This is a genomic window from Virgibacillus flavescens (assembly GCF_050574275.1).
GTDB lineage: Bacteria > Bacillota > Bacilli > Bacillales > Amphibacillaceae > Virgibacillus_F > Virgibacillus_F flavescens.
The window spans coordinates 480,102-499,299 of sequence record NZ_CP192260.1 but is presented as its reverse complement, the minus strand read 5'-3'; the positions used below and the strand labels follow the sequence as shown (position 1 = coordinate 499,299).

15 protein-coding genes are annotated in these 19,198 nt (G+C 38.7%); 9 read left to right on the top strand and 6 right to left on the bottom strand.

Going from position 1 to position 19,198, the window contains the following annotated elements:
• Positions 1-68 precede the first annotated feature (68 nt).
• Positions 69-533: a GNAT family N-acetyltransferase gene (locus tag VBD025_RS02395; RefSeq protein WP_430788951.1), complete on the top strand. Its 465-nt coding sequence runs from the start codon at positions 69-71 to the stop codon at positions 531-533.
• A 19-nt stretch (positions 534-552) separates the two neighbouring features.
• On the opposite strand, the gene VBD025_RS02390 is transcribed toward VBD025_RS02395, so the two are convergent.
• Together VBD025_RS02390 and VBD025_RS02385 are read right to left on the bottom strand one after the other, a co-directional pair.
• Complete coding sequence (locus VBD025_RS02390; protein WP_430788949.1) at positions 553-906, bottom strand: DUF4383 domain-containing protein; 354 nt, start codon at positions 904-906, stop codon at positions 553-555.
• Between the two features lie 103 nt (positions 907-1,009).
• Positions 1,010-2,398 carry a copper resistance CopC/CopD family protein gene (locus VBD025_RS02385; RefSeq protein WP_430788947.1) on the bottom strand — a complete coding sequence of 463 codons (1,389 nt, stop codon included), beginning with the start codon at positions 2,396-2,398 and terminating at the stop codon, positions 1,010-1,012.
• A 292-nt stretch (positions 2,399-2,690) separates the two neighbouring features.
• Between VBD025_RS02385 and VBD025_RS02380 the strand changes: the two genes are divergently transcribed.
• The 4 genes from VBD025_RS02380 (at position 2,691) to VBD025_RS02365 (ending at position 9,615) form a co-directional block, all read left to right on the top strand.
• The gene (locus VBD025_RS02380; RefSeq protein WP_430788945.1) at positions 2,691-6,386 is read left to right on the top strand and encodes a 5'-nucleotidase C-terminal domain-containing protein; all 3,696 of its coding nucleotides are present in this window, start codon (positions 2,691-2,693) and stop codon (positions 6,384-6,386) included.
• Between the two features lie 236 nt (positions 6,387-6,622).
• Positions 6,623-7,669 (top strand): ArsR/SmtB family transcription factor, encoded by a 1,047-nt coding sequence (locus VBD025_RS02375; RefSeq protein WP_430788943.1) that lies wholly within the window; start codon positions 6,623-6,625, stop codon positions 7,667-7,669.
• Complete coding sequence (locus VBD025_RS02370) at positions 7,659-8,906, top strand: MFS transporter (protein ID WP_430788941.1); 1,248 nt, start codon at positions 7,659-7,661, stop codon at positions 8,904-8,906. Before VBD025_RS02375 ends, VBD025_RS02370 begins: the two co-directional genes overlap by 11 nt.
• A gap of 43 nt (positions 8,907-8,949) precedes the next feature.
• The gene (locus tag VBD025_RS02365) at positions 8,950-9,615 is read left to right on the top strand and encodes a reverse transcriptase-like protein (RefSeq protein WP_430788939.1); all 666 of its coding nucleotides are present in this window, start codon (positions 8,950-8,952) and stop codon (positions 9,613-9,615) included.
• Between the two features lie 65 nt (positions 9,616-9,680).
• Here VBD025_RS02365 and VBD025_RS02360 read toward each other — a convergent pair whose 3' ends face one another.
• Positions 9,681-11,660, bottom strand: coding sequence for an acetoacetate--CoA ligase (locus tag VBD025_RS02360; protein WP_430788937.1), 1,980 nt, complete (start codon positions 11,658-11,660; stop codon positions 9,681-9,683).
• Between the two features lie 196 nt (positions 11,661-11,856).
• On the opposite strand from VBD025_RS02360, the gene VBD025_RS02355 reads away from it, so the two are divergent.
• Positions 11,857-13,080, top strand: coding sequence for a molybdopterin-dependent oxidoreductase (locus tag VBD025_RS02355; RefSeq protein WP_430788935.1), 1,224 nt, complete (start codon positions 11,857-11,859; stop codon positions 13,078-13,080).
• 256 nt (positions 13,081-13,336) lie between these two features.
• On the opposite strand, the gene VBD025_RS02350 is transcribed toward VBD025_RS02355, so the two are convergent.
• The 3 genes from VBD025_RS02350 to VBD025_RS02340 all read right to left on the bottom strand — a co-directional run bounded on the left by VBD025_RS02350 (position 13,337) and on the right by VBD025_RS02340 (position 15,842).
• The gene (locus VBD025_RS02350) at positions 13,337-13,585 is read right to left on the bottom strand and encodes a DNA alkylation repair protein (RefSeq protein ID WP_430788933.1); all 249 of its coding nucleotides are present in this window, start codon (positions 13,583-13,585) and stop codon (positions 13,337-13,339) included.
• 18 nt (positions 13,586-13,603) lie between these two features.
• Positions 13,604-13,777 (bottom strand): YfhD family protein, encoded by a 174-nt coding sequence (locus VBD025_RS02345; protein ID WP_430788931.1) that lies wholly within the window; start codon positions 13,775-13,777, stop codon positions 13,604-13,606.
• Between the two features lie 124 nt (positions 13,778-13,901).
• Positions 13,902-15,842 carry an LTA synthase family protein gene (locus VBD025_RS02340; protein WP_430788929.1) on the bottom strand — a complete coding sequence of 647 codons (1,941 nt, stop codon included), beginning with the start codon at positions 15,840-15,842 and terminating at the stop codon, positions 13,902-13,904.
• A gap of 283 nt (positions 15,843-16,125) precedes the next feature.
• Between VBD025_RS02340 and VBD025_RS02335 the strand changes: the two genes are divergently transcribed.
• From VBD025_RS02335 to VBD025_RS02325, 3 genes are all read left to right on the top strand, one after another.
• Positions 16,126-17,619 (top strand): peptide MFS transporter, encoded by a 1,494-nt coding sequence (locus VBD025_RS02335; RefSeq protein ID WP_430788927.1) that lies wholly within the window; start codon positions 16,126-16,128, stop codon positions 17,617-17,619.
• A gap of 119 nt (positions 17,620-17,738) precedes the next feature.
• A complete protein-coding gene (locus tag VBD025_RS02330; RefSeq protein ID WP_430788925.1) occupies positions 17,739-17,903 on the top strand; it encodes a hypothetical protein in 165 nt (54 codons plus the stop codon).
• A gap of 190 nt (positions 17,904-18,093) precedes the next feature.
• Positions 18,094-19,041: an MBL fold metallo-hydrolase gene (locus tag VBD025_RS02325; protein ID WP_430788923.1), complete on the top strand. Its 948-nt coding sequence runs from the start codon at positions 18,094-18,096 to the stop codon at positions 19,039-19,041.
• The last annotated feature ends 157 nt before the right edge of the window (positions 19,042-19,198 follow it).

The following is a 19,198-nucleotide window of genomic DNA, read 5'->3' as shown; positions in this document are numbered from 1 at the left end:
AGACTCCTATCTTTTTGATACTATAATACTATAACCTAATTAGGTTGAACTGAAACAGGGAGCGAATTATGATGATCAAGAAACTGAACACATCAAATAAATCAGTGGCAGCTGAAGTGTTAGAAATACAGATTCTTGCTTATAAAGTGGAAGCTGACCTAATAGGCTTCGACGGCATACCTCAATTAAATGATAAACTTGAGTCAATAATAGAAAGCAAGGAAACATTTATTGGTTATTATTATAAAGAAGAATTGGCAGGTTTTATCTCATTTGTATTGGAAGGTAGCGAATTAACTATTTGCAGACTGGTTGTGAATCCGAATTATTTTCGCAAAGGAATAGGCTATAAACTAGTAGACGACGTGTTAACTAAATTTCCATGTGTGAACCGAATTACAGTAAGTACAGGTTCAAAAAACCTACCAGCTGTTACCTTGTATGAGCGGTTTGGTTTCCTGATGTATAAAGAAGTAGAGGTCGCGCCGACTATTTATATCAGTTTATTTGAAAAAAGAAGAACCCAAGCTTAATTTGCTTGAGTTCTTTTCTTTATGCAGCTTTTGTTTGAGCTTTGCCTGCTGGTGAAGCGAAACCTACATAAATGGAAGCGAAAGCAATAATGAAGTGAAGTACATTATCTGCTGGCAATAAAACCAGTCCAGCGATTTCGGTTACAAACAATCCAATTACTGCGACTAGCAAGTATATGAAACCAAATACTTTTGCATACATTGCACTCTTTGCTTCGCTTGAACTAAGAGCCAAAGCGATTACACCTGAAAGCAGGTGAACGATGTTATGCGCTACTGTTAGGTCAAAGATGTTTTCCATAGGAATGAAAAATCCTACGACCCCTAAGATGATAAATATAATACCAAGAACTTTTGCGAATACTGAAGCCATGTTAATTCCTCCTTTTGGTTTGTGTTTCTACTGGATTACAAACTATAGAAAGCATTGTAAAAAAATTTGTGATTTTTTTCATCACTCCTTCCAGCAAATGGTTTTATTCATTACCTATTTGAGTCTCAGAAGCAGGGATTTCATTTTCGGGATTTTCAATTGAATTATTATCGGGACTTATAATTGTTAAAATACTTACTAACAAAACTATGCCTACCATTATTCCAAAGTCCCATTCTACGAAATTCTTCAACTTAGACGCTTGCCGGTTTTTCATGGTTTTTCGAATGGAAAAGCCAATAATAACAAGCAATAGAACCATACTTATTTTAAGTAATAGAATTTTTCCCCATAAGGTTTCATAAAGAAGTGATAAATCCGGCAAAAATAGTATTGTCATTAAACTCCCAGTGATTGTTAGCGTGATGACACTAAGCAATGCGTACCTTGAAAAAGATGGTAGAAATTCTGTGATAAACGATCGATGGTTTTTCCAGAAAATCACAAGCAACGTCAATCCGCCAACCCAAATCGCAGCGGCAATTAAGTGGATCCAGTCAAGGATAACGGTTGGGAGTAATGGTTCTTGCGCAATCGCATGACCGATCAAAACTTCCCCAAATAACAGTGAAATCACCCATATTATATCGATGATCTTTGAACGATGGATGATGAAAAATCCTGCTAATGACAAAACGAACATCGTAAGCCATCCAATACCGAATGGTGTTTGAAAAACAAGTGATTGAAACTCATCCAATCCAGTAACTAGTATATTGAACTGTAAATAACCATAACCTACTAATGAAAGTAACAGGAGGAACTGTAATATTTTCGAGCCTTTCAGATAGGAGGATTTTACTTCTGAGCTGAGTATGGATGAAAGGGCACCCCATAATACCCAACCAGCCAGAGCAAGAATACTAAAGAAGTAAATTAATCGAATTAGATAAGTAGATGTCTCATGTGTGTGCTGCGCTTCTTTCACTTCATTTGTTGATGGTTGTGTGCTGGAATTTTTTTTATTTTCATCTTTTTCCACTATGGAATTCTTTTGGGCTTCACTGTGTTCCATATCTTTCTTGCTTGTCTCAATCTCTTTTTTTACAGGTGCTGGTAAATTCAAAGTGAAATTGTAGGTACCTTCGACTGGATGCCCATCGACAGAAACTACTTTGTAATCTACTGTATAATTTCCTGATTCTAAGTCTGGCAGCTTAAGCAAAATACTTTTCTGGTCTTCACTTATAGCTTCTGTTGTATCTTTTACGGGTTCACCGTTTTGAATATTTATGGATGCAGTGGAGAGATTCGGTGCTATTTTTGAACTGAATGTCAGTCTGACTTCTTGAGGGGACTTCTCCAGCTTGCTTCCTGATGCTGGTGTAGCTTCAGTTAATGAAGTGTGCGCTTCCACTGGTAAGGGTTGAGTAAATGTCAGTACTAATATGAATATAATTGCGATATGAATAATTGTCTGTATGGTTTTCATGGAAGCACCTTCCTTTCTTTAAGTAAACGGATGAAAGTGCAATTTAGATCATATAAATGCAAAAATATTATTGGAATGATTACGTAAGTCTCTTTGCAGGTCTTTCGAACTCCTGTTATATAGGTCCAACTAACTGTTTTTTTATAAATCGCAGTAAACTAGTGAGAATTTACTATAAATTTACAAAAATAGAATTGTATACTGCCAGTAATTATGCCATATTAATAATGAGTCATATCCCTTAGTGTCATACTATATGGTGGATATGATAAAAAAATTATGGAGGGTACCAATGAAGCATTCTACTGGAAAGAAGATGTTGAATCTGTGTCTTGTTTTTACACTGGTTTTCATGAATTTTACAACTGTCTTTGGAACAGCTGTTTCGGCTGAAAGTACAGCAGTAGCAGACGAATTATTTATTTCCGAATACATCGAGGGAAGTTCGTACAATAAAGCATTGGAAATATTTAATGGAACAGGAGAGGAAGTAGATTTATCAAACTATCAGGTAGAGCTATACAGTAATGGTGCTACAGAAGCCAGTCAATCTGTGACGCTTTCAGGTACATTGACGCATGGTGAGACTTTTGTTATTGCACATAAAAGTGCTGATCCAGCTCTTTTGACACAAGCAGATTTGCAGGATTCAGCGGTTGTTAATTTTAATGGCGATGACGTTGTTGTATTGAAAAAAGATGGAACGTTACTCGATTCGTTTGGTCAAATTGGCACCGGCAGTGATTTTGCAAAAGATGTGACCAGGGTAAGAAATGCTTCCATAAGCAAGCCAAATACAACATATACGAATACAGAGTGGACAGATTATGCATCAAATACATTCGCATATCTTGGTTCCCACACAGCGGATGGAGTTGATCCTGAAGATCCGCCAGTGGACCCGGATCCGGATGCTGAGGCATATACAATTGCAGATGCAAGGGGTTTAAGTGATGGGACCGCAGTTATAGTGGAAGGAATTGTAACGGTTGCTAACACAGCAATAAGTACTGGCGCACAATTTACGACATACATACAAGACGAGACAGGCGGCATTAACTTATTTGCTTTTGAGCAAGGAACTATCCCGAACGTAGCAGAGGGAGATCGTGTAAGAGTAACCGGAGAACTAGATTCATATAATGGTCTAAAAGAGGTCATCCCAAGTGAGGTTGAGGTGATCGAGCAAGGACAAACCGTTCCAGCAGCACAAACGATTACACTGGAAGAACTGCAGGACCCGGCAATTGCAGAGCAGTATGAAGGAGAATTGGTAAAGTTAACTGGCTTTATCAATGACATTCCATCAACTCCGGCTGGTGGGGGCTACAACATATCAGTAGTGGATGCAGATTTTAATGGTACAACGCTTAGAGTAATGGAAGGGTCCCTTGATCCAGCATTGATTGAAGCGGATAAGTGGTATGACATTACGGCGATAGTTAGTCAATATAACTCGTATCAGATTATACCAACTGAACAAGCTGATATTCAGTTAGCTGAGGAACAACCAGAACCTCCATCAGCTGCTGGAGTATATGAATCTACTGTTGAAAGCGTGACGGACGGGGATACGATTCATATTGCAACACCTGTTCTTGGAGGAACCAAGGTTCGCTTCCTGAATATGGATACTCCAGAAACATACACAGCGCATAATGATGATCCAGCACGTGATGAAATTAATCTGAATCAAAAAACGATGGGCGAAGAAGCCAAAGCTTATATGAATGAATTACTTCAGCCAGGTGATGAGGTATTGGTGAAAATCGGGGAAGAGCCTACTGACCAATACGGCAGATTACTAGCTGAGGTCATTCGTAAAGAAGATGGCGTGAATATTAATGTAGAGATGGTTAAAAAGGGTTACGCGGTAACATACTTTATTGCACCGTTTGATGAAGAAGTTTATCCAACTTACCAAAATGCGGTGAAGGAAGCTAAAGATGCTGGCCTTGGTATTTGGGACCCAGAGGATCCGCTATTGGAATTACCATTTGAGTTTCGTGCAAATGACGATCAGAAAGGTTTTTCTAAATATGTAGTAAACTCCGATACGATGAAATATGTTTTACCTAATGACTGGGAAGACGTACCAGTAGAAAATCGTGTGTTTTTCTGGGATGAACAGACTGCACAGGACTACGGTTATACGTTTGCTGGAGATGACGATGGAAGCACAGATAATCTTCAGGTTCAGCTTTTGAGCATGAATGATTTACATGGGAAAATTGATCAGGAATATGAGCTTGATCCTGATGGAGACGGTACATTTGATATGTATGGAAAAATGGATTATGTGGCAGGGGCAATTGACGCACGCGAGCAGACAAATCCTAACACGTTAGTTGTTCACGCAGGTGACATGATTGGTGGGAGCTCTCCAGTTTCAGGATTGCTTCAGGATGAACCGACCGTTGAAGTCATGGAAGAGATTGGCTTTGACGTAGGTACGGTAGGGAATCATGAATTTGACGAAGGAACAGATGAGCTCCTGCGAATGGTTAACGGTGGACAGCATCCTGAAGGACTTGGAACAGATAATTACGATGGCATGAATTTCCCTGTTTTATGTTCTAACTGTGTATACAAAGACACGAATGAAACTTTTCTGCCACCGTATGTAGTGAAAGAGGTTGATGGAGAGAAAATCGGATTCATTGGCGTTGTTACACAGGAAGCGGCCGGTATGGTAATGCCAGCTGGAATTCAGGATATCAAATTCACGGATGAGACGATAGCAGTGAACGAAGCGGTAACTGAACTGCAAACACAAGGTGTCGAAGCAATTGTCGTGTTAGCGCACATACCTGCTGATCAGTCAGGTGCTAGTGCAACTGGTCAGGCGGCTGATCTGGCGAACGAAGTGAACGATGAAGTTGATATAATATTTGCAGCGCATAACCATCAGGTAGTGGATGGCGTTGTCGACAACAAACTAATCGTGCAGGCTTCTGAATATGGAAAGGCTTTTGCCGATGTTGATGTAGAAATTGATCGTGCAACTGGTGACATTGTTAAAAAAGAAGCGGAAGTAGTATTCGTTGATCAGAGCCAGGTATCACCCGATCCAGCGGTAACAGCCATTTTACAAAAGTATTCGGAGCAAATAGCCCCGATTATGAATGAAGTCTTAGGGTATAATGCGACTGACCTGACAGGTGACTATTCAAACGATGGTGATCATGGGTTAGGTAATTTACTTGCAGACGGTATGAACGCAGCAATGGATAGTGATTTTGCCATGATGAATGGGGGAGGAATTCGAGCAGATCTGCTTGCAGGTGAAGTTACCTGGGGTGATTTGTATAACATTCAGCCATTCGGCAACACATTAATGAAGTTTGAAATAAAAGGTGCAGATCTTTACCCTATTATTCAAGCACAGCTTTCTTCGATCTATGGACCTGATTACAGTATCAGTGGGTTTCATTATACCTGGAATCCTGAAACTGCCGAGGTAGTTGATGTAACTTTACCTGATGGCACACCGGTCGATATGGACAAAACATACACACTGACCGTAAACAATTTCATGGGTACGTCAACAGGTTCTAAATACGCTCCAATAAGTGAGCTTGGGGTGAACCCGGTTATGGGACCGACGGATTTGGATGCAACTGTAGATTTTGTGGAGAGCTTAAACAGTACAGAGGCAAACCCAATTGAATATGGACCAGAAGGACGCATTACTACTACACCTGACCTTCCAGGTGAAGAACAGCCAACAGTAATAGTGAATCCTAAGAAAAATAACGGGACAGCAACCGTCCATACAAAAGATTTAAGAGCGCTTGCTTCAGACGTGAAAGTAATAATTGATATTCAAAACGATAAGAAGCCACGCAAATTGCTGTTGAATAAAAAACAGGTTACTATTTTAAAAGAAAAAAATGTTACATTAGTTGTCAAAAATGATGTTACATCGAAAACATTCATCATGGCAGATATGCCATGCAAGGTTCTGAAAGTAAGATTGGATAAGTAATAGATTTAGATGGGTCCAGCAGATTGATGCTGGATCCTTTTTTTTGTTACTCGGGTTTGTGGTGCGGCTGGTATTTATCGTGAATCGGCTCGTATTTCATGGGAAGTGGACTGTATTTCCACTGAGTTGTATTGTATTTACGAAAAAGCGGCTTGTAAAATCGGAAAAATTTTTATTCGAAATATATTGAATTATTAATTCGATATATATAGAATGAATAGAAGGGTGTTTTTTTAATGGATGTACTAAATATGACAAGTAAAAAAAGAGAAACCTATCAAATCAAGCTGGAACATTCCCTGTTGTGGGAGTGTGCGCTCGGAATTGCAGCGGTCACGAATAAAAGGCTGCTTGATACGCTTGAGAAGAAGGATGACTATTGGAACGATATTAAGCAACGATTATCTGATGAGATGCTCAACCATCTTGCGTACGTAGAGAAAAATAATACCTGGAAAGCATTGCTGCAGTTTTTGCATCAAGAAGCGTTTAAGGATTTAAACGAACTCTCGGGATATATTGAAGAGCGGGGCGAAATACAATTAAGACATATCTGTTTTCCGTATGTAGGAAGCTGTTATGAAGCTGTTAGAGAATCTGCTTCAACTGGAAGTAATGCAGCGGTAGAAAAGTTAAAGGAAATCACAAAAGATAATCCATTTTATCCTGCCTATATCGATTATATAAGTACAGTTGATCCGGAAGTTCTAAAGAAACATTTGTGCTTTGTGATGAAAGGTTGGTATGAAGCTGGTATCAAACCGCAAGAAGGAGCGTTCGCTGCCATTTTAGAAAGGGATAGTAATGCAAAAAAAGAAATGGAAAAGAAGTTGTCACCGGAAGCTTTAGTCGAATGGGCGACGGGAGGAAGCACTTATTATCCTGAGCCAGGGGTATATCATGTTCTGCTAATTCCTCAATATGTCTATCGACCGTGGAATGTAGAAACTGATATCGAAGGGACGAAAGTTTTTTATTATCCTGTTGTAAATGAAAGTATTCATCCTGGCGATGATTACCAGCCGAATCAGTTTTTAGTTAATAGACATAAGGCGTTAGGTGATGAGGTCCGGCTTAAAATAGTTAAATATTTGTCAGAGAATGATTCGAGTTTACAAGACCTGACACGCAAATTGAACTTAGGGAAGTCAACTGTACATCATCACTTAAAAATACTTCGATCTGCAAAACTAGTGGAAATAATAGAATCAAAATACAGATTGAAGGAAAATACGCTGAAAGCATTAGGCGAAGAATTGGAGCATTATATGTATGGAAAATAGCAGTGAGGCCATAATTCGAAAGGAATTCCCTCCGTTATCAAAGAACTATCCGGTATTTCGCTTCATGGGGGGGAATTTAATTTCATTTTTTGGTGATCAAATATATCTGATTGCTATTCCATTAATGGTGCTTGCCATTACGGGATCACCTTTTAGTATGGGGATGGTCGCCGCGATTGAACGCTTGCCAGTATTATTGCAGCCTGTTACTGGTATTCTTTCTGATCGACTTAACCGAAAGATGTTACTGCTTATTTGTGATGCTGGAAGGGGACTGATTGTAGGATTAATTGGTATTCTTTTTATGATGGATCTGTTGGAAATGTGGCAATTGTATTGCGCAGCTTTAACGATCGGTGTACTTAGTCAGATTTATAATACCTCTCAGTTTGCATCAGTTCCGAATATGGTCAAGCGAAGAGATTTGCATGCGGTTAATTCGATTAACACGGGTATGTTTAATACAGCCGTTTTAGTTGCCCCTGGTCTTGGTGGAGTATTAATTAGTTTGTATAACCCAGGATATGCGCTGCTAATCAACAGTCTTAGCTTTTTCGTTGCATTCATTGCCGTACTTAGTATTGATATAAAAAAAGCCATACCAGAAAATAACGAAAAGAGGACATTTCGCGAAGATATTAAAGAGGGTTTTGATTTTGTAATTCAAACAAAACCAATTCTGTTTACTAACCTTGCAATACTCATTTCCGTTTTTGGCACAACACTTTTTTTAACCATGATGATTTTTCACTTAAAAGATACCATTCAGCTGTCGACAACTCAAATAGGATGGCTGCTTTCAATCGGTGGGGCAGGTGCAGTCTTTGGAGCATTGGTGACAAATCTGCTAAGGAAACAGTTTTCGTATCGAATGATTTTATTTCTATCTTCGTTCATGGGTGGCGCATCCATTGTATTTTTTAGTTTATCGGAAACATTTGTTACATTGGTGATGTTTAATTTGGTTGGGACTGTTGCAGTTTCCATGATGAATCCTTGTATTGCTACGATCAGACAAACACTGACTCCTGATTATTTATTGGGACGTGTTCAAGCGACAAGTCGCTTTATGACATGGATTTTACTGCCGTTAGCTGCATTCTTAGCTGGGATCACAGCAGCGCAGATTGGTACAGATAAGACGATATTAATTGGTGGACTAATTTCGATGAGTGCTTCTTTTATGTATCTGCATCCGACCTTGAAATATAAAGCAGGGGAAGGTATATTCCGTTAATATATAGGTGAACTTATGTGTGAGGAAAGGATGGAACTCAGAAATGAATGTAAAGTTGAAGTGGGTGTATAAGGGTAAGAAAACAGTTGCTTTGGAATTTGAATCAGGATGGACTTCACAGGAATCAGCTGAACAGTTAATTGGTGATATTGAAAAAACCGGCCGTGTAAAAGAGTTGGTAATTGTTGATGAAATGGGAAATGAGTGGACACCGAAGGAATACAGCAGGTTGAAGGAGACTATCGACGAAGAACCGCATGATATCGTTGTATATTTTGATGGTGGATTTGATCGTACGAAGAGGAACGCTGGACTAGGTGTAGTTATCTATTTTCAGAAAAATAATAAAAACTATCGGCTTCGAACAAATCAATTTATTGATGTGATGGATACCAATAACGAAGCGGAGTATGCAGCATTACATTATGCAATAGTACAGTTAACGGAGATGGGCGTTCATCATATTCCTTGTACATTTAAAGGGGATGCACAGGGTGTATTAAGACAATTGCTCGGTGAATGGCCGTGCTATGAAGAGAAATTAAACGGTTGGCTTGATCGAATAGAAACGAAAATGGACAGCATCGGAATTAAGTCTGTCTATGAAGTAATCAGCCGAAAAGAGAATAAGGAAGCAGATCGACTTGCAACGCAGGCGTTAAATGGAGTATACGTACATAGTATAAAGGAATTAGAGAAAAAGGAATAAAGATAGGGGTTTACCTAAGTGAATAAAAAAACTGCCACTCAAGCAATGAGATGGCAGTAGTATAATTATTTTTCTGTTTTAGCAAATTCAATAAAATAGTGGAGTGAATCAGGATTACTCAAGGAACCTTGATTTACCACCTTATCCACTGATTGCCCCATCAGAATTTTCTTTACAGGTATTTCTAATTTTTTACCATTTAGCGTTCTAGGTAAGTCAGGTACGCTGTATATACCAGTAGGAACGTGTCTTGGTGAACACTGGGTTCTGATTTTGCTCTTTATTTCCTTTTGAATATCCTCCGTTAACTCGTGGCCCTTCTTCATTTGAACAAACAGTGGAACAGTCGAATCACCATCACCATCCGGTATATCTACAATTAAACTGTCAGCTACTTCTTCAATCTGATCCACAGCCCGGTATATCTCACTCGTACCAATCCTTATACCGCCACGATTAATTGTTGCATCTGACCGTCCATAAATTACACATGTATGGCGATCGGTTACTTTTAGGTAATCACCATGTCTCCAAACTCCAGGAAATACATCAAAATAACTTTCGTGAAGTCGGCAGCCATCTTCATCGTTCCAAAAGTAGATTGGCATAGAAGGGAACGGCTCTGTTAAAACGAGTTCTCCAACTTCGTTTATTTCTGATTGTCCTTCATCGTTAAAGCTTTCGATTTTCGCACCAAGGCCGCGGCATTGTAATTCTCCTGCGTACACCGGAAGAATAGGAACACCAAGGATAAATGCAGTACAGACATCTGTGCCACCACTTGCAGAGGCAATCCATACATCCTCTTTTACATTGTCATAGCACCACTGGAATCCCTCAGGTGGGAGCGGAGAACCAGTTGAACTAATATTTTTCAAATAGGTCAAATCGAATTCCTCTCTCGGCACAAGGCCATCTTTCATGCAGGCAGTAATATAGCTGGCACTTGTTCCAAAGACAGTCATTTTTGTTTCTTCTGCAAGTTTCCACAGCATTTTTTTATCAGGATAGCCTGGATTGCCATCATATAAAACGATCGTGCTTCCTGTAAGTAATCCACTTACAAGATAATTCCACATCATCCAGCCTGTAGTCGTAAACCAAAAGAAGCGGTCCGTTTCGTCTAGGTCAGCATGAAACGTTAAAGCTTTCATATGTTCCATTAAAATTCCGCCTTGACTCTGAACAATTGGCTTAGGTTTTCCGGTCGTACCAGATGAAAATAATACCCATAGCGGATCGTTAAATGGCACGTGTTCGAAGTGAAGTGTAATATCCTTGCCAGAGTAAACAGCATGCTCCCAAAGTGTGACATTCTTCAGCGTATCGAAGGTTGAATGTTTGTTCAGGTATGGAATTGCTATAGTTGCCTGTAAAGTAGGAAGCTCTGACTGGATGCTTTTCACTACGTCTGTGCGGTCAAAATCCTTTCCGCTGTATCGGTAACCATCCACCGTAATCATAACTTTCGGTTCTATTTGTTTAAACCGGTCGATAACACTTTGCGTCCCGAAATCTGGTGATGCGCTTGACCAGATCGCACCGAGACTGGATGTAGCAAGGAAGGCGACAACTGACTCGTATATGTTGGCTACATATGCAACGACCCTGTCACCTTTTTGTACACCAAGATGTTTCAATGTTAGTTGTAATGCGGCAGTCTCCTGATATAACCTGTCCCAGCTTATCTCGGATTTTTCTCTTCCTTCAGATGTATGGATAATAGCCGGTTTAAAGCGATCTCTGTTTCGGAAAATGTGCTCTGCATAGTTAATTTTTGAACCAGTAAACCACTCTGCACCAGGCATTTCGTGCGTTGTTAACACATTCTGATAATTTCCTTTAGATTGTATCTGAAAATAATCCCATAGCGAGCCCCAAAATTGTTCCAGTTCATCTACTGACCACTTCCAAAGTGAATGATAATCCTCAAAATATAAATCTTTATGTTTTTTCAGCCAATTCATATACTGCTTGATATTAGCATCCTGTTTTCGTTTTTCACTGGGTTCCCATAATAGGGTTCCTTCTTCCGTTCGAGCCATCTTACCCCTCCTGAATATAGCTATCAATACTACTATTATATGAAACCGCTTACCAGGTGTAAAGCTAACAGGTATATGCAACTATATTATTTAAACTGAATTTAACTGGTTCTTCCTGAGCTTTGTTGTTTTACTTGCCTTTCCCATTAAGTCTATACTATTGGTAGACTAATTGAGAAAGTTAGAGGTGAAGGTCATGAGGTGGAAGTTATTTTTCACACGGAACTTAAACGTAGGGAAAAGACTTGTACGGTTGCATCACGCTAATGCCATCTTATTTTTATTATTAACCATAACTGGTTTTATTTTATTTTCGTCTGATTTCCGCTCCGCCTTTCCAGGTTTTCGGGTGGACGTTAAAAACGTTCATATTTGGATTGGAATCATTAGTATGCTGCCACTTTTCTTTTACTTGCCAAAAATGACCAAACATTTGAACAGACTGCGAAAACGCATCAATCATCGAAATAACCTTTTCTTTGTGATTTTCATCCTTGTGATCCTTATTGTATCAGGGTTGTTTTTAACCTTTCATCGTATATTTCCACCAGTAATCAGCACCTTTATGCTGTTCGTTCATGACATAGCAACATGGGTTGGTGTTCCGTATCTTGTTTACCACAGTATTACACGTAGTAAATGGTTTAAGAAACTTGAAAAAAATAAAAATCAGGATTTTAAGCAGCCAATACCTGTAGAGCACGGTAATCCTTTATTAAAAAGACGGACTTTTTTACGCAAATTGGCTGGAGGCTTAATTGTAGTTGTATCCATTCCCTTCATCGGCAACTGGTTAAAGACCTACTTTCCGTCACTTGGAAACTTTTCAAACGAAGTAAAAGCAAATAAGTTTCGACCATTGCCACAACCTGCTCCTAAGTCAAAACCGCCTATTGGGGGAGGGCGTAATGGAGAGTTTCGCTATTATACTGTCACAGAAATGCCTGAATTGACTAATGAAAACTGGAGTTTTACCATTGATGGATTAGTTGATCGCCCAAATACGTACAAATGGAATGAATTTCTGAAGCTCGGACGCGATGTTCAGGTTAGTGACTTTCACTGTGTTACCGGTTGGAGTGTTTATGATGTTACGTGGGAAGGTATCCCATTACGTAGATTTTTAGAGAATGCTGGAGTGGACAAGAAAGCTAAGTATGTAAAATTTTATTCTGCTGACGGGGTGTATACAGATACTCTATCCATTGATCAGGCTACGCAGGATGGTGTGATGGTTGCGATGCTTATAGATGGGGAATTGATCACCAATAGAAATGGTGGGCCAGTCCGCTTGATTGTTCCTAAAATGTACGCGTATAAATCAGTGAAGTGGTTAAATCGTATAGAGCTTATTGAAAACGAGCATATTGGATTTTGGGAACAGCGTGGCTATTCGCAAAATGCGTGGGTGAAAAAGTAATAAAACAGTATCTCTATTATCGAGATACTGTCAGATATCGTAGTGTATGCTTAGTTGATTGACGAACGCCCGAGTCTCCTTGGACTGGCGTTCTGGCCACTGAAAAAGTTACATGTAGTAAAAAAATGTGTATCTATTTCACATCTTCGAATATACGGAACGCACCTTAGGGCGAGTGTCACGCAGAAGTCTTTAGGTATTTTGTCTTCAATGAAGATGGATTTTAACAGAATCGTGAACAAATGGTTTATTGACTCTATAAGCTGCGATTGTATTCTGCAAATTTAACAAATGTGTATTCGTCTTCAATGAGCCCACATGATCCGCATTGTACCTTATATTTTGGACCGTTGTATTGTGTGTGAAAAACTTCCACGTCTCCGTTTGTATAATCGTTCGTTACCTCACCTGTTTGTGGATCAAGTTTAATTGGTTTTGCTACTTGTTCAATTAAGTTAAAGCGTGAGCGATTGGTTTTGCAGTTGGGACACAGGTATTGTTGCATCTTAGAACACCTCCACCTTTATTTCTCCTTTGCACGTTTGTCGGCCGCTTTACTTCTTTCCATAGCTTCCTTGTCTTCATGGTCAGCAAATTCTTCAATAAATTCAACATCTCTGCCATCCGTTTTGTTGCTCTTCGGAGTCTGTGCTAAGTGATTTTTGCCTTTTGAATGTTTATGTTCATCTCTACCCATTTACTTCACCTCTTTTCCACTATTATTTTTGTTAGTTTATACTAATGTTTATTAATTAAACAAAAAAAGAAGCAATCAGTGAAAATTCATTCACATGATTGCTTCTTTTGTTTAGTTTTGTTTATTATTCTTCTTCTGAGTCTGAAGAATTTTTACCGTACGAAACACCTGATGTGTCAACTTCTTTCCACTTTTCATTCGGTGTATAGAAACGAAGGAGATCTCCATATAACACTTTGTCTGAGAGCGTGAGCTCATGTCGTACTTTCTTTTGCATTTCTTTCATTTCTTCTGTTGGTTTAATTTCTTCGCCAGTTTTACTATCGTAGTATTCTCCCGAAATAGCGCTGTATTCCGGTGTGATGAAATCACCATTCCGTAATGCCACATACTCTTTATGTCCTTTTGAGAACATGTCTGTACCAAATTGAATATAATCCTGAGCGTTAATTCCTGCTAAATGAAGCATAGTAGGCATTACATCTATCAGGCTTGAATATTCATGATTAATTCCTTTACTGTCTACACTAGGAATTTTAATCATATACGGAACACGTTGCAACTGCTGGTGTTTAAAGTCGGTAATCTCTTCCCCGACGATTTGTGCCATTGCCTCGTCATGGTTTTCAGAGATGCCGTAGTGGTCACCATATATCATGATCACCGAATCCTCATATAATCCAGCTTCTTTTAGGTTCTCAAAAAACAGTTTTAATGATTCATCCAGATATCTAGCTGTCTGGAAGTATCGATCTACCGATGGATCTCCAGTTTCAGCAGGCTTAATAGAAGCCTCTTCTGGGCTTATTAAATAAGGGTGGTGATGTGTTAAAGTCATCATATGAGCGTAAAATGGCTTTTCTAAAGACTTCAACATCGGCATGGATTCATTGAAAAATGGTTTATCCTTCAGTCCATAACCAATCACATTCTCTTCCGTCATATTGTAGTAGCTTGAATCAAAGTATTCATCAATCCCTAGCTCTTTATATACCTCATCGCGATTCCAGAAGGATTTATTGTCTCCGTGGAACACGGCTGTTGTATAATCCTGCTGTTGTTTTAAAATTGCTGGCAGTGCCTGATACGTATTATTTCCTTTTGTAACAAAGGCAGCCCCTTGTGGTAAAGGATATAAGGATGTATCCAGCAACAATTCAGCATCAGCGGTTTTACCTTGTGCTGTTTGATGGAAGAAGTTATCAAAATACGTAAAGTTTTTGCTGTCATCATGCACAAGTGAATTAAGGAATGGTGTTACCTCTTCACCGTGCAGCTTATAATCTATTAAAAACGATTGGAACGATTCTAAATGAATTTTAATAACATTTTTCCCTTTTGCTGCCCCGAAAAGCTCAGGGTTTGGTTCAGCAAACTTGTTTTTTGTATAGTTTTCAACCTCGGTAATATCACTGCTATCTGCCAAAACGCGTTGGGTGGATGAACGTATAGTCTGATACGCATCATAGAGAGCAAAGTTATACGAGCCCAAATATTTCACAATATAATTACGGTCAAAAGTTCTAGTTAAGAGCTGAGGACGATCTGCTTCAGCCAAACCTAGATTAATAGAGAAAGCCAAAACGCCTACTGCAAGAACCATTACCGGCTTTTTCTTCTGCATACGAGCGGTTGACCAATTATTCTTTGTCCATATATATAGTGCAATTAAAATAATTACATCCAAACCATAAAATACATCGGTCCAGGCTACTAAACTAGCAATACTGCCACCTAAGCTACCAAAATTATCTGTTTGGGTAAGCGTTGGAAGAGTAATATAGTCGGTAGCTGAACGATAGTAAACCACGTTAGCGTACACTAGGAAACTCATAATTGAATCAATAACTATAATCCAAATACCTGCTCGTTTTCCTTTTGCAAATAATGCAAACCCAAGAAATATTAATGCTGAACTAAGTGGGTTAATAAACAGCAGGAACTCCTGTATACCATTTTGAATATCAAGATTAAATTCATTAACATATATTGAATACGATTTTATCCATAGTAAAAGTACTGCAACAAAAAAGAACCCCATCTTTGAAGAAAGTATATTCTTCATTGTTTCACCTCGAATTTCCATTTTTTTACTTAATTTATTTTTTTGAAACATCGATAGTTTAGTGTAACTTATTTACTGTATTTTAGCAACCCTTTTTCTCGAATTGTGACATTATGTAAATGACCTGTAAAAAGAATTTTTATTAAGACAGTTTACAAATTTTCGTCAATTGACAAATGTTAACAGTCCCAATATCATTGTTCTGTTGCGATTAATTCCTGTTATTAGTCCAACATGAATTAACAGAAAAATTTTAACTTTACAAGAAGGAGCTACAGTCATCATGAAAAATATTAGTCGGGAAAAAATTGTTCAAAGTGTACCGCAACGTGGTTTTTTTGGACAACCTAAAGGTTTATTTACGTTATTCTTTACTGAATTTTGGGAACGCTTTTCTTACTATGGAATGCGGGCAATATTACTATTTTATATGTACACAGAGGTTGTTGACGGTGGTCTTGGAATTAGCATGGAAACCGCTACATCAATCATGGCAATCTACGGAGCGCTAGTTTATATGACGGGTGTAATTGGTGGTTGGATTGCAGACCGGCTTTTAGGTACACAACAAACCGTTTTTTATGGCGGAGTACTCATTATGATTGGTCACATTGCACTTTCACTTCCAGTGGGAGTTTCAGGATTATTTGTATCGATGTTTTTCATTATAATAGGTACAGGTTTATTAAAGCCGAACGTTTCCAGCGTAGTTGGAGATATGTATAGCCAGAAAGATATTCGTCGGGACTCAGGCTTTAGTATTTTCTATATGGGTATTAACATGGGTGCACTAATCGCGCCGCTAATTGTTGGTACCGTTGGACAGGAATACAGCTATCATTATGGATTTAGTATCGCAGCTTTCGGAATGTTCCTTGGTTTAGTGGTATTCCTTATGACCAGAAAAAAATATCTTGGTCTTGCAGGTACATATGTTCCAAATCCACTGGAATCGAATGAGAAGAAAAAGGTATTCCGAAACTTTGGAATAGGTGCGGTTATTATTGCTGTCCTACTTGCTGCTACAGTACCTACCAATATCTTAACAATAACTACATTTACTTATTTGATCAGTTTTCTTGGAATAGCCATTCCAACTGCATACTTTATTGTTATGTATCGCAGTCCAAAAACGAATGAAGATGAAAGATCGCGGATCCTTGCTTACATTCCTTTATTTGTGGCATCAATGGTATTCTGGGCAATTCAGGAGCAAGGTTCTATTATACTGGCTCTATATGCCAAGGAAAGAACGGATCTTAGTTTCGCTGGAATTGAATTATTTGCATCCTGGTTCCAGTCACTGAACCCGTTATTCATTATTTTCCTGGCACCGGTGTTCGCTAGTCTGTGGATTAAACTTGGAGATCGTCAACCTTCTACACCTACCAAGTTTTCTCTTGGATTAATCTTTGGTGGTGTCTCATTTATGATTCTAATCTTCCCAGCTATGATTAATGGGACAGAATCACTTGTAAGTCCGTTATGGCTTGTGCTTAGCTTCTTCCTAGTAGTTCTGGGAGAACTCTGTATATCACCTGTTGGTTTATCAGCTACGACAAAGCTTGCTCCGACAGCGTTCTCAGCCCAAACAATGAGTTTATGGTTTATGTCAAACGCAGCAGGACAAGCAGTTAATGCTCAAGTAGTTAAGCTATATGATCCATCAAGTGAAACCATTTATTTTGGTGTAATTGGTGGAGTAGCTGTTTTACTTGGTTTTGTCCTTCTTGCATCTACCAAAAAAATCCAAACATATATGCGCGGAGTGAGATAGTCCAGCCTTAATCAATTAATGGCCCCTTATTCAAACGAATAGGGGTCTTTTCTAATGTATATTTTTATGTGAAATCTAGAAACTAAGTCTGATGTTGTTATCTGAGGAGGATGCTTGAAATGGTTGACCGAGATGATACATGCAGAGCCTGTGAGGGGACAGGTATGCTGGCGGATGATGAAGGCTGGCAGTATACATGCAGTATTTGTGGTGGGGAAGGAAATAAAAATTCAGTTCCGACTAGAATACTGGAAGTAGATGAAACAAATCGCCTCTTGAATTAATTAGCCATAAAAACTACCTATTCCCGTCGTGTGAATAGGTAGTTTTTTAAATGTAGTAATGTTCCTTGCGTTGATGCAGTGTACTAAATTACTGCACAAAACATGCTTAATTAAGTAGTGCTGGCAGCCACACAAATTGGTTAAGGGGTGTTATAATTATTAGAAAGCATTTGTAAAAGAGGTGTTCGTAATGGAGATGAAAAAACCTGATCGAATTGACGATCGAATTTATTTAATTGATGGGTATGATTTAGGGAAACCTGAACGTACTGGTACATATGTAATTGATGAAAAAGAACTGACTCTAATTGAAACTGGACCAAGCCCTTCGGTGAAGTATGTAAAACAAGGGTTGGATTCAATGGGATTTTCTCTGGAAGATGTAAAATATATTATAGTTACACATATTCATCTCGACCATGCTGGAGGGGCTGGGTTATTAGTTAAGGATTGTCCTAACGCTAGAGTGGTTGTTCATGCAAGAGGAGCAAGACATTTAATAAATCCCAAAAAACTTGCTGCTGGGGCACGAGCTATATACGGCGAAAGTTTTGCTGAGTTATTTGATCCAATCATCCCAGTTCCGGAAGATAAGATACTTATTAAAGGAGAAGGGGATGAACTAAAGATTGGAGACTCCTGTACACTTGAATTTCTGGATACTCCAGGTCATGCGAAACACCATTTTAGTATCTATGACCCAGTCAGTAACGGCATATTTACCGGTGATACGGTTGGAATTCGATACGACCAATTAATCCGTGATGGAATTGAATTTTTCCTTCCATCAACATCCCCTAATCATTTTGATCCGGCAGCCATGCAAAGGGCCATTAAACGAGTGAACGATATGAATGTGGAACGTATTTATTACGGTCATTTTGGAATGACAGAGAATATTGACCTAGCTTTGGACCAAGCATCTAATTGGTTAGCTGTTTTTATGGAAGAAGGAGAAAGAACCTTTGCTGCAGGAGAAAATTATGCAGAACTTGCAACGAGAATGTCGTATCGTGTAAAGGAACATTTAAGAGAGTTGCATGTGCCCGATGACCATGATGTGTATATTTTAATTAACTTAGATATGCAGATTAGCGCATTAGGAATTATTGATTATTTTCAGAAGTTAAAAATGTAACCAAAGACGCTTCTAATTAAGTGCTTTAAATGTAATACAATTTTCATTCTCTTAGTGAAATCTGGAACAAATAAAGTGCTCTCAAATTGTTTAGGTATCCTGAATTCCGGGTATATGTTTGTTCAATAAGGCAAAAGCTTTTAAATGAAAAAACATA

Excerpts from the sequence above, each read along its gene's own strand:
- VBD025_RS02355 (WP_430788935.1), top strand. The coding sequence starts at position 11,857 with ATGAGGTGGAAGTTATTTTTCACACGGAACTTAAACGTAGGGAAAAGA.
- VBD025_RS02380 (WP_430788945.1), top strand. The coding sequence starts at position 2,691 with ATGAAGCATTCTACTGGAAAGAAGATGTTGAATCTGTGTCTTGTTTTT.
- VBD025_RS02345 (WP_430788931.1), bottom strand. The coding sequence starts at position 13,777 with ATGGGTAGAGATGAACATAAACATTCAAAAGGCAAAAATCACTTAGCA.
- VBD025_RS02385 (WP_430788947.1), bottom strand. The coding sequence starts at position 2,398 with ATGAAAACCATACAGACAATTATTCATATCGCAATTATATTCATATTA.
- VBD025_RS02350 (WP_430788933.1), bottom strand. The coding sequence starts at position 13,585 with ATGCAACAATACCTGTGTCCCAACTGCAAAACCAATCGCTCACGCTTT.
- VBD025_RS02360 (WP_430788937.1), bottom strand. The coding sequence starts at position 11,660 with ATGGCTCGAACGGAAGAAGGAACCCTATTATGGGAACCCAGTGAAAAA.
- VBD025_RS02395 (WP_430788951.1), top strand. The coding sequence starts at position 69 with ATGATGATCAAGAAACTGAACACATCAAATAAATCAGTGGCAGCTGAA.
- VBD025_RS02330 (WP_430788925.1), top strand. The coding sequence starts at position 17,739 with ATGGTTGACCGAGATGATACATGCAGAGCCTGTGAGGGGACAGGTATG.
- VBD025_RS02390 (WP_430788949.1), bottom strand. The coding sequence starts at position 906 with ATGGCTTCAGTATTCGCAAAAGTTCTTGGTATTATATTTATCATCTTA.
- VBD025_RS02325 (WP_430788923.1), top strand. The coding sequence starts at position 18,094 with ATGGAGATGAAAAAACCTGATCGAATTGACGATCGAATTTATTTAATT.
- VBD025_RS02335 (WP_430788927.1), top strand. The coding sequence starts at position 16,126 with ATGAAAAATATTAGTCGGGAAAAAATTGTTCAAAGTGTACCGCAACGT.
- VBD025_RS02375 (WP_430788943.1), top strand. The coding sequence starts at position 6,623 with ATGGATGTACTAAATATGACAAGTAAAAAAAGAGAAACCTATCAAATC.
- VBD025_RS02365 (WP_430788939.1), top strand. The coding sequence starts at position 8,950 with ATGAATGTAAAGTTGAAGTGGGTGTATAAGGGTAAGAAAACAGTTGCT.
- VBD025_RS02340 (WP_430788929.1), bottom strand. The coding sequence starts at position 15,842 with ATGAAGAATATACTTTCTTCAAAGATGGGGTTCTTTTTTGTTGCAGTA.
- VBD025_RS02370 (WP_430788941.1), top strand. The coding sequence starts at position 7,659 with ATGGAAAATAGCAGTGAGGCCATAATTCGAAAGGAATTCCCTCCGTTA.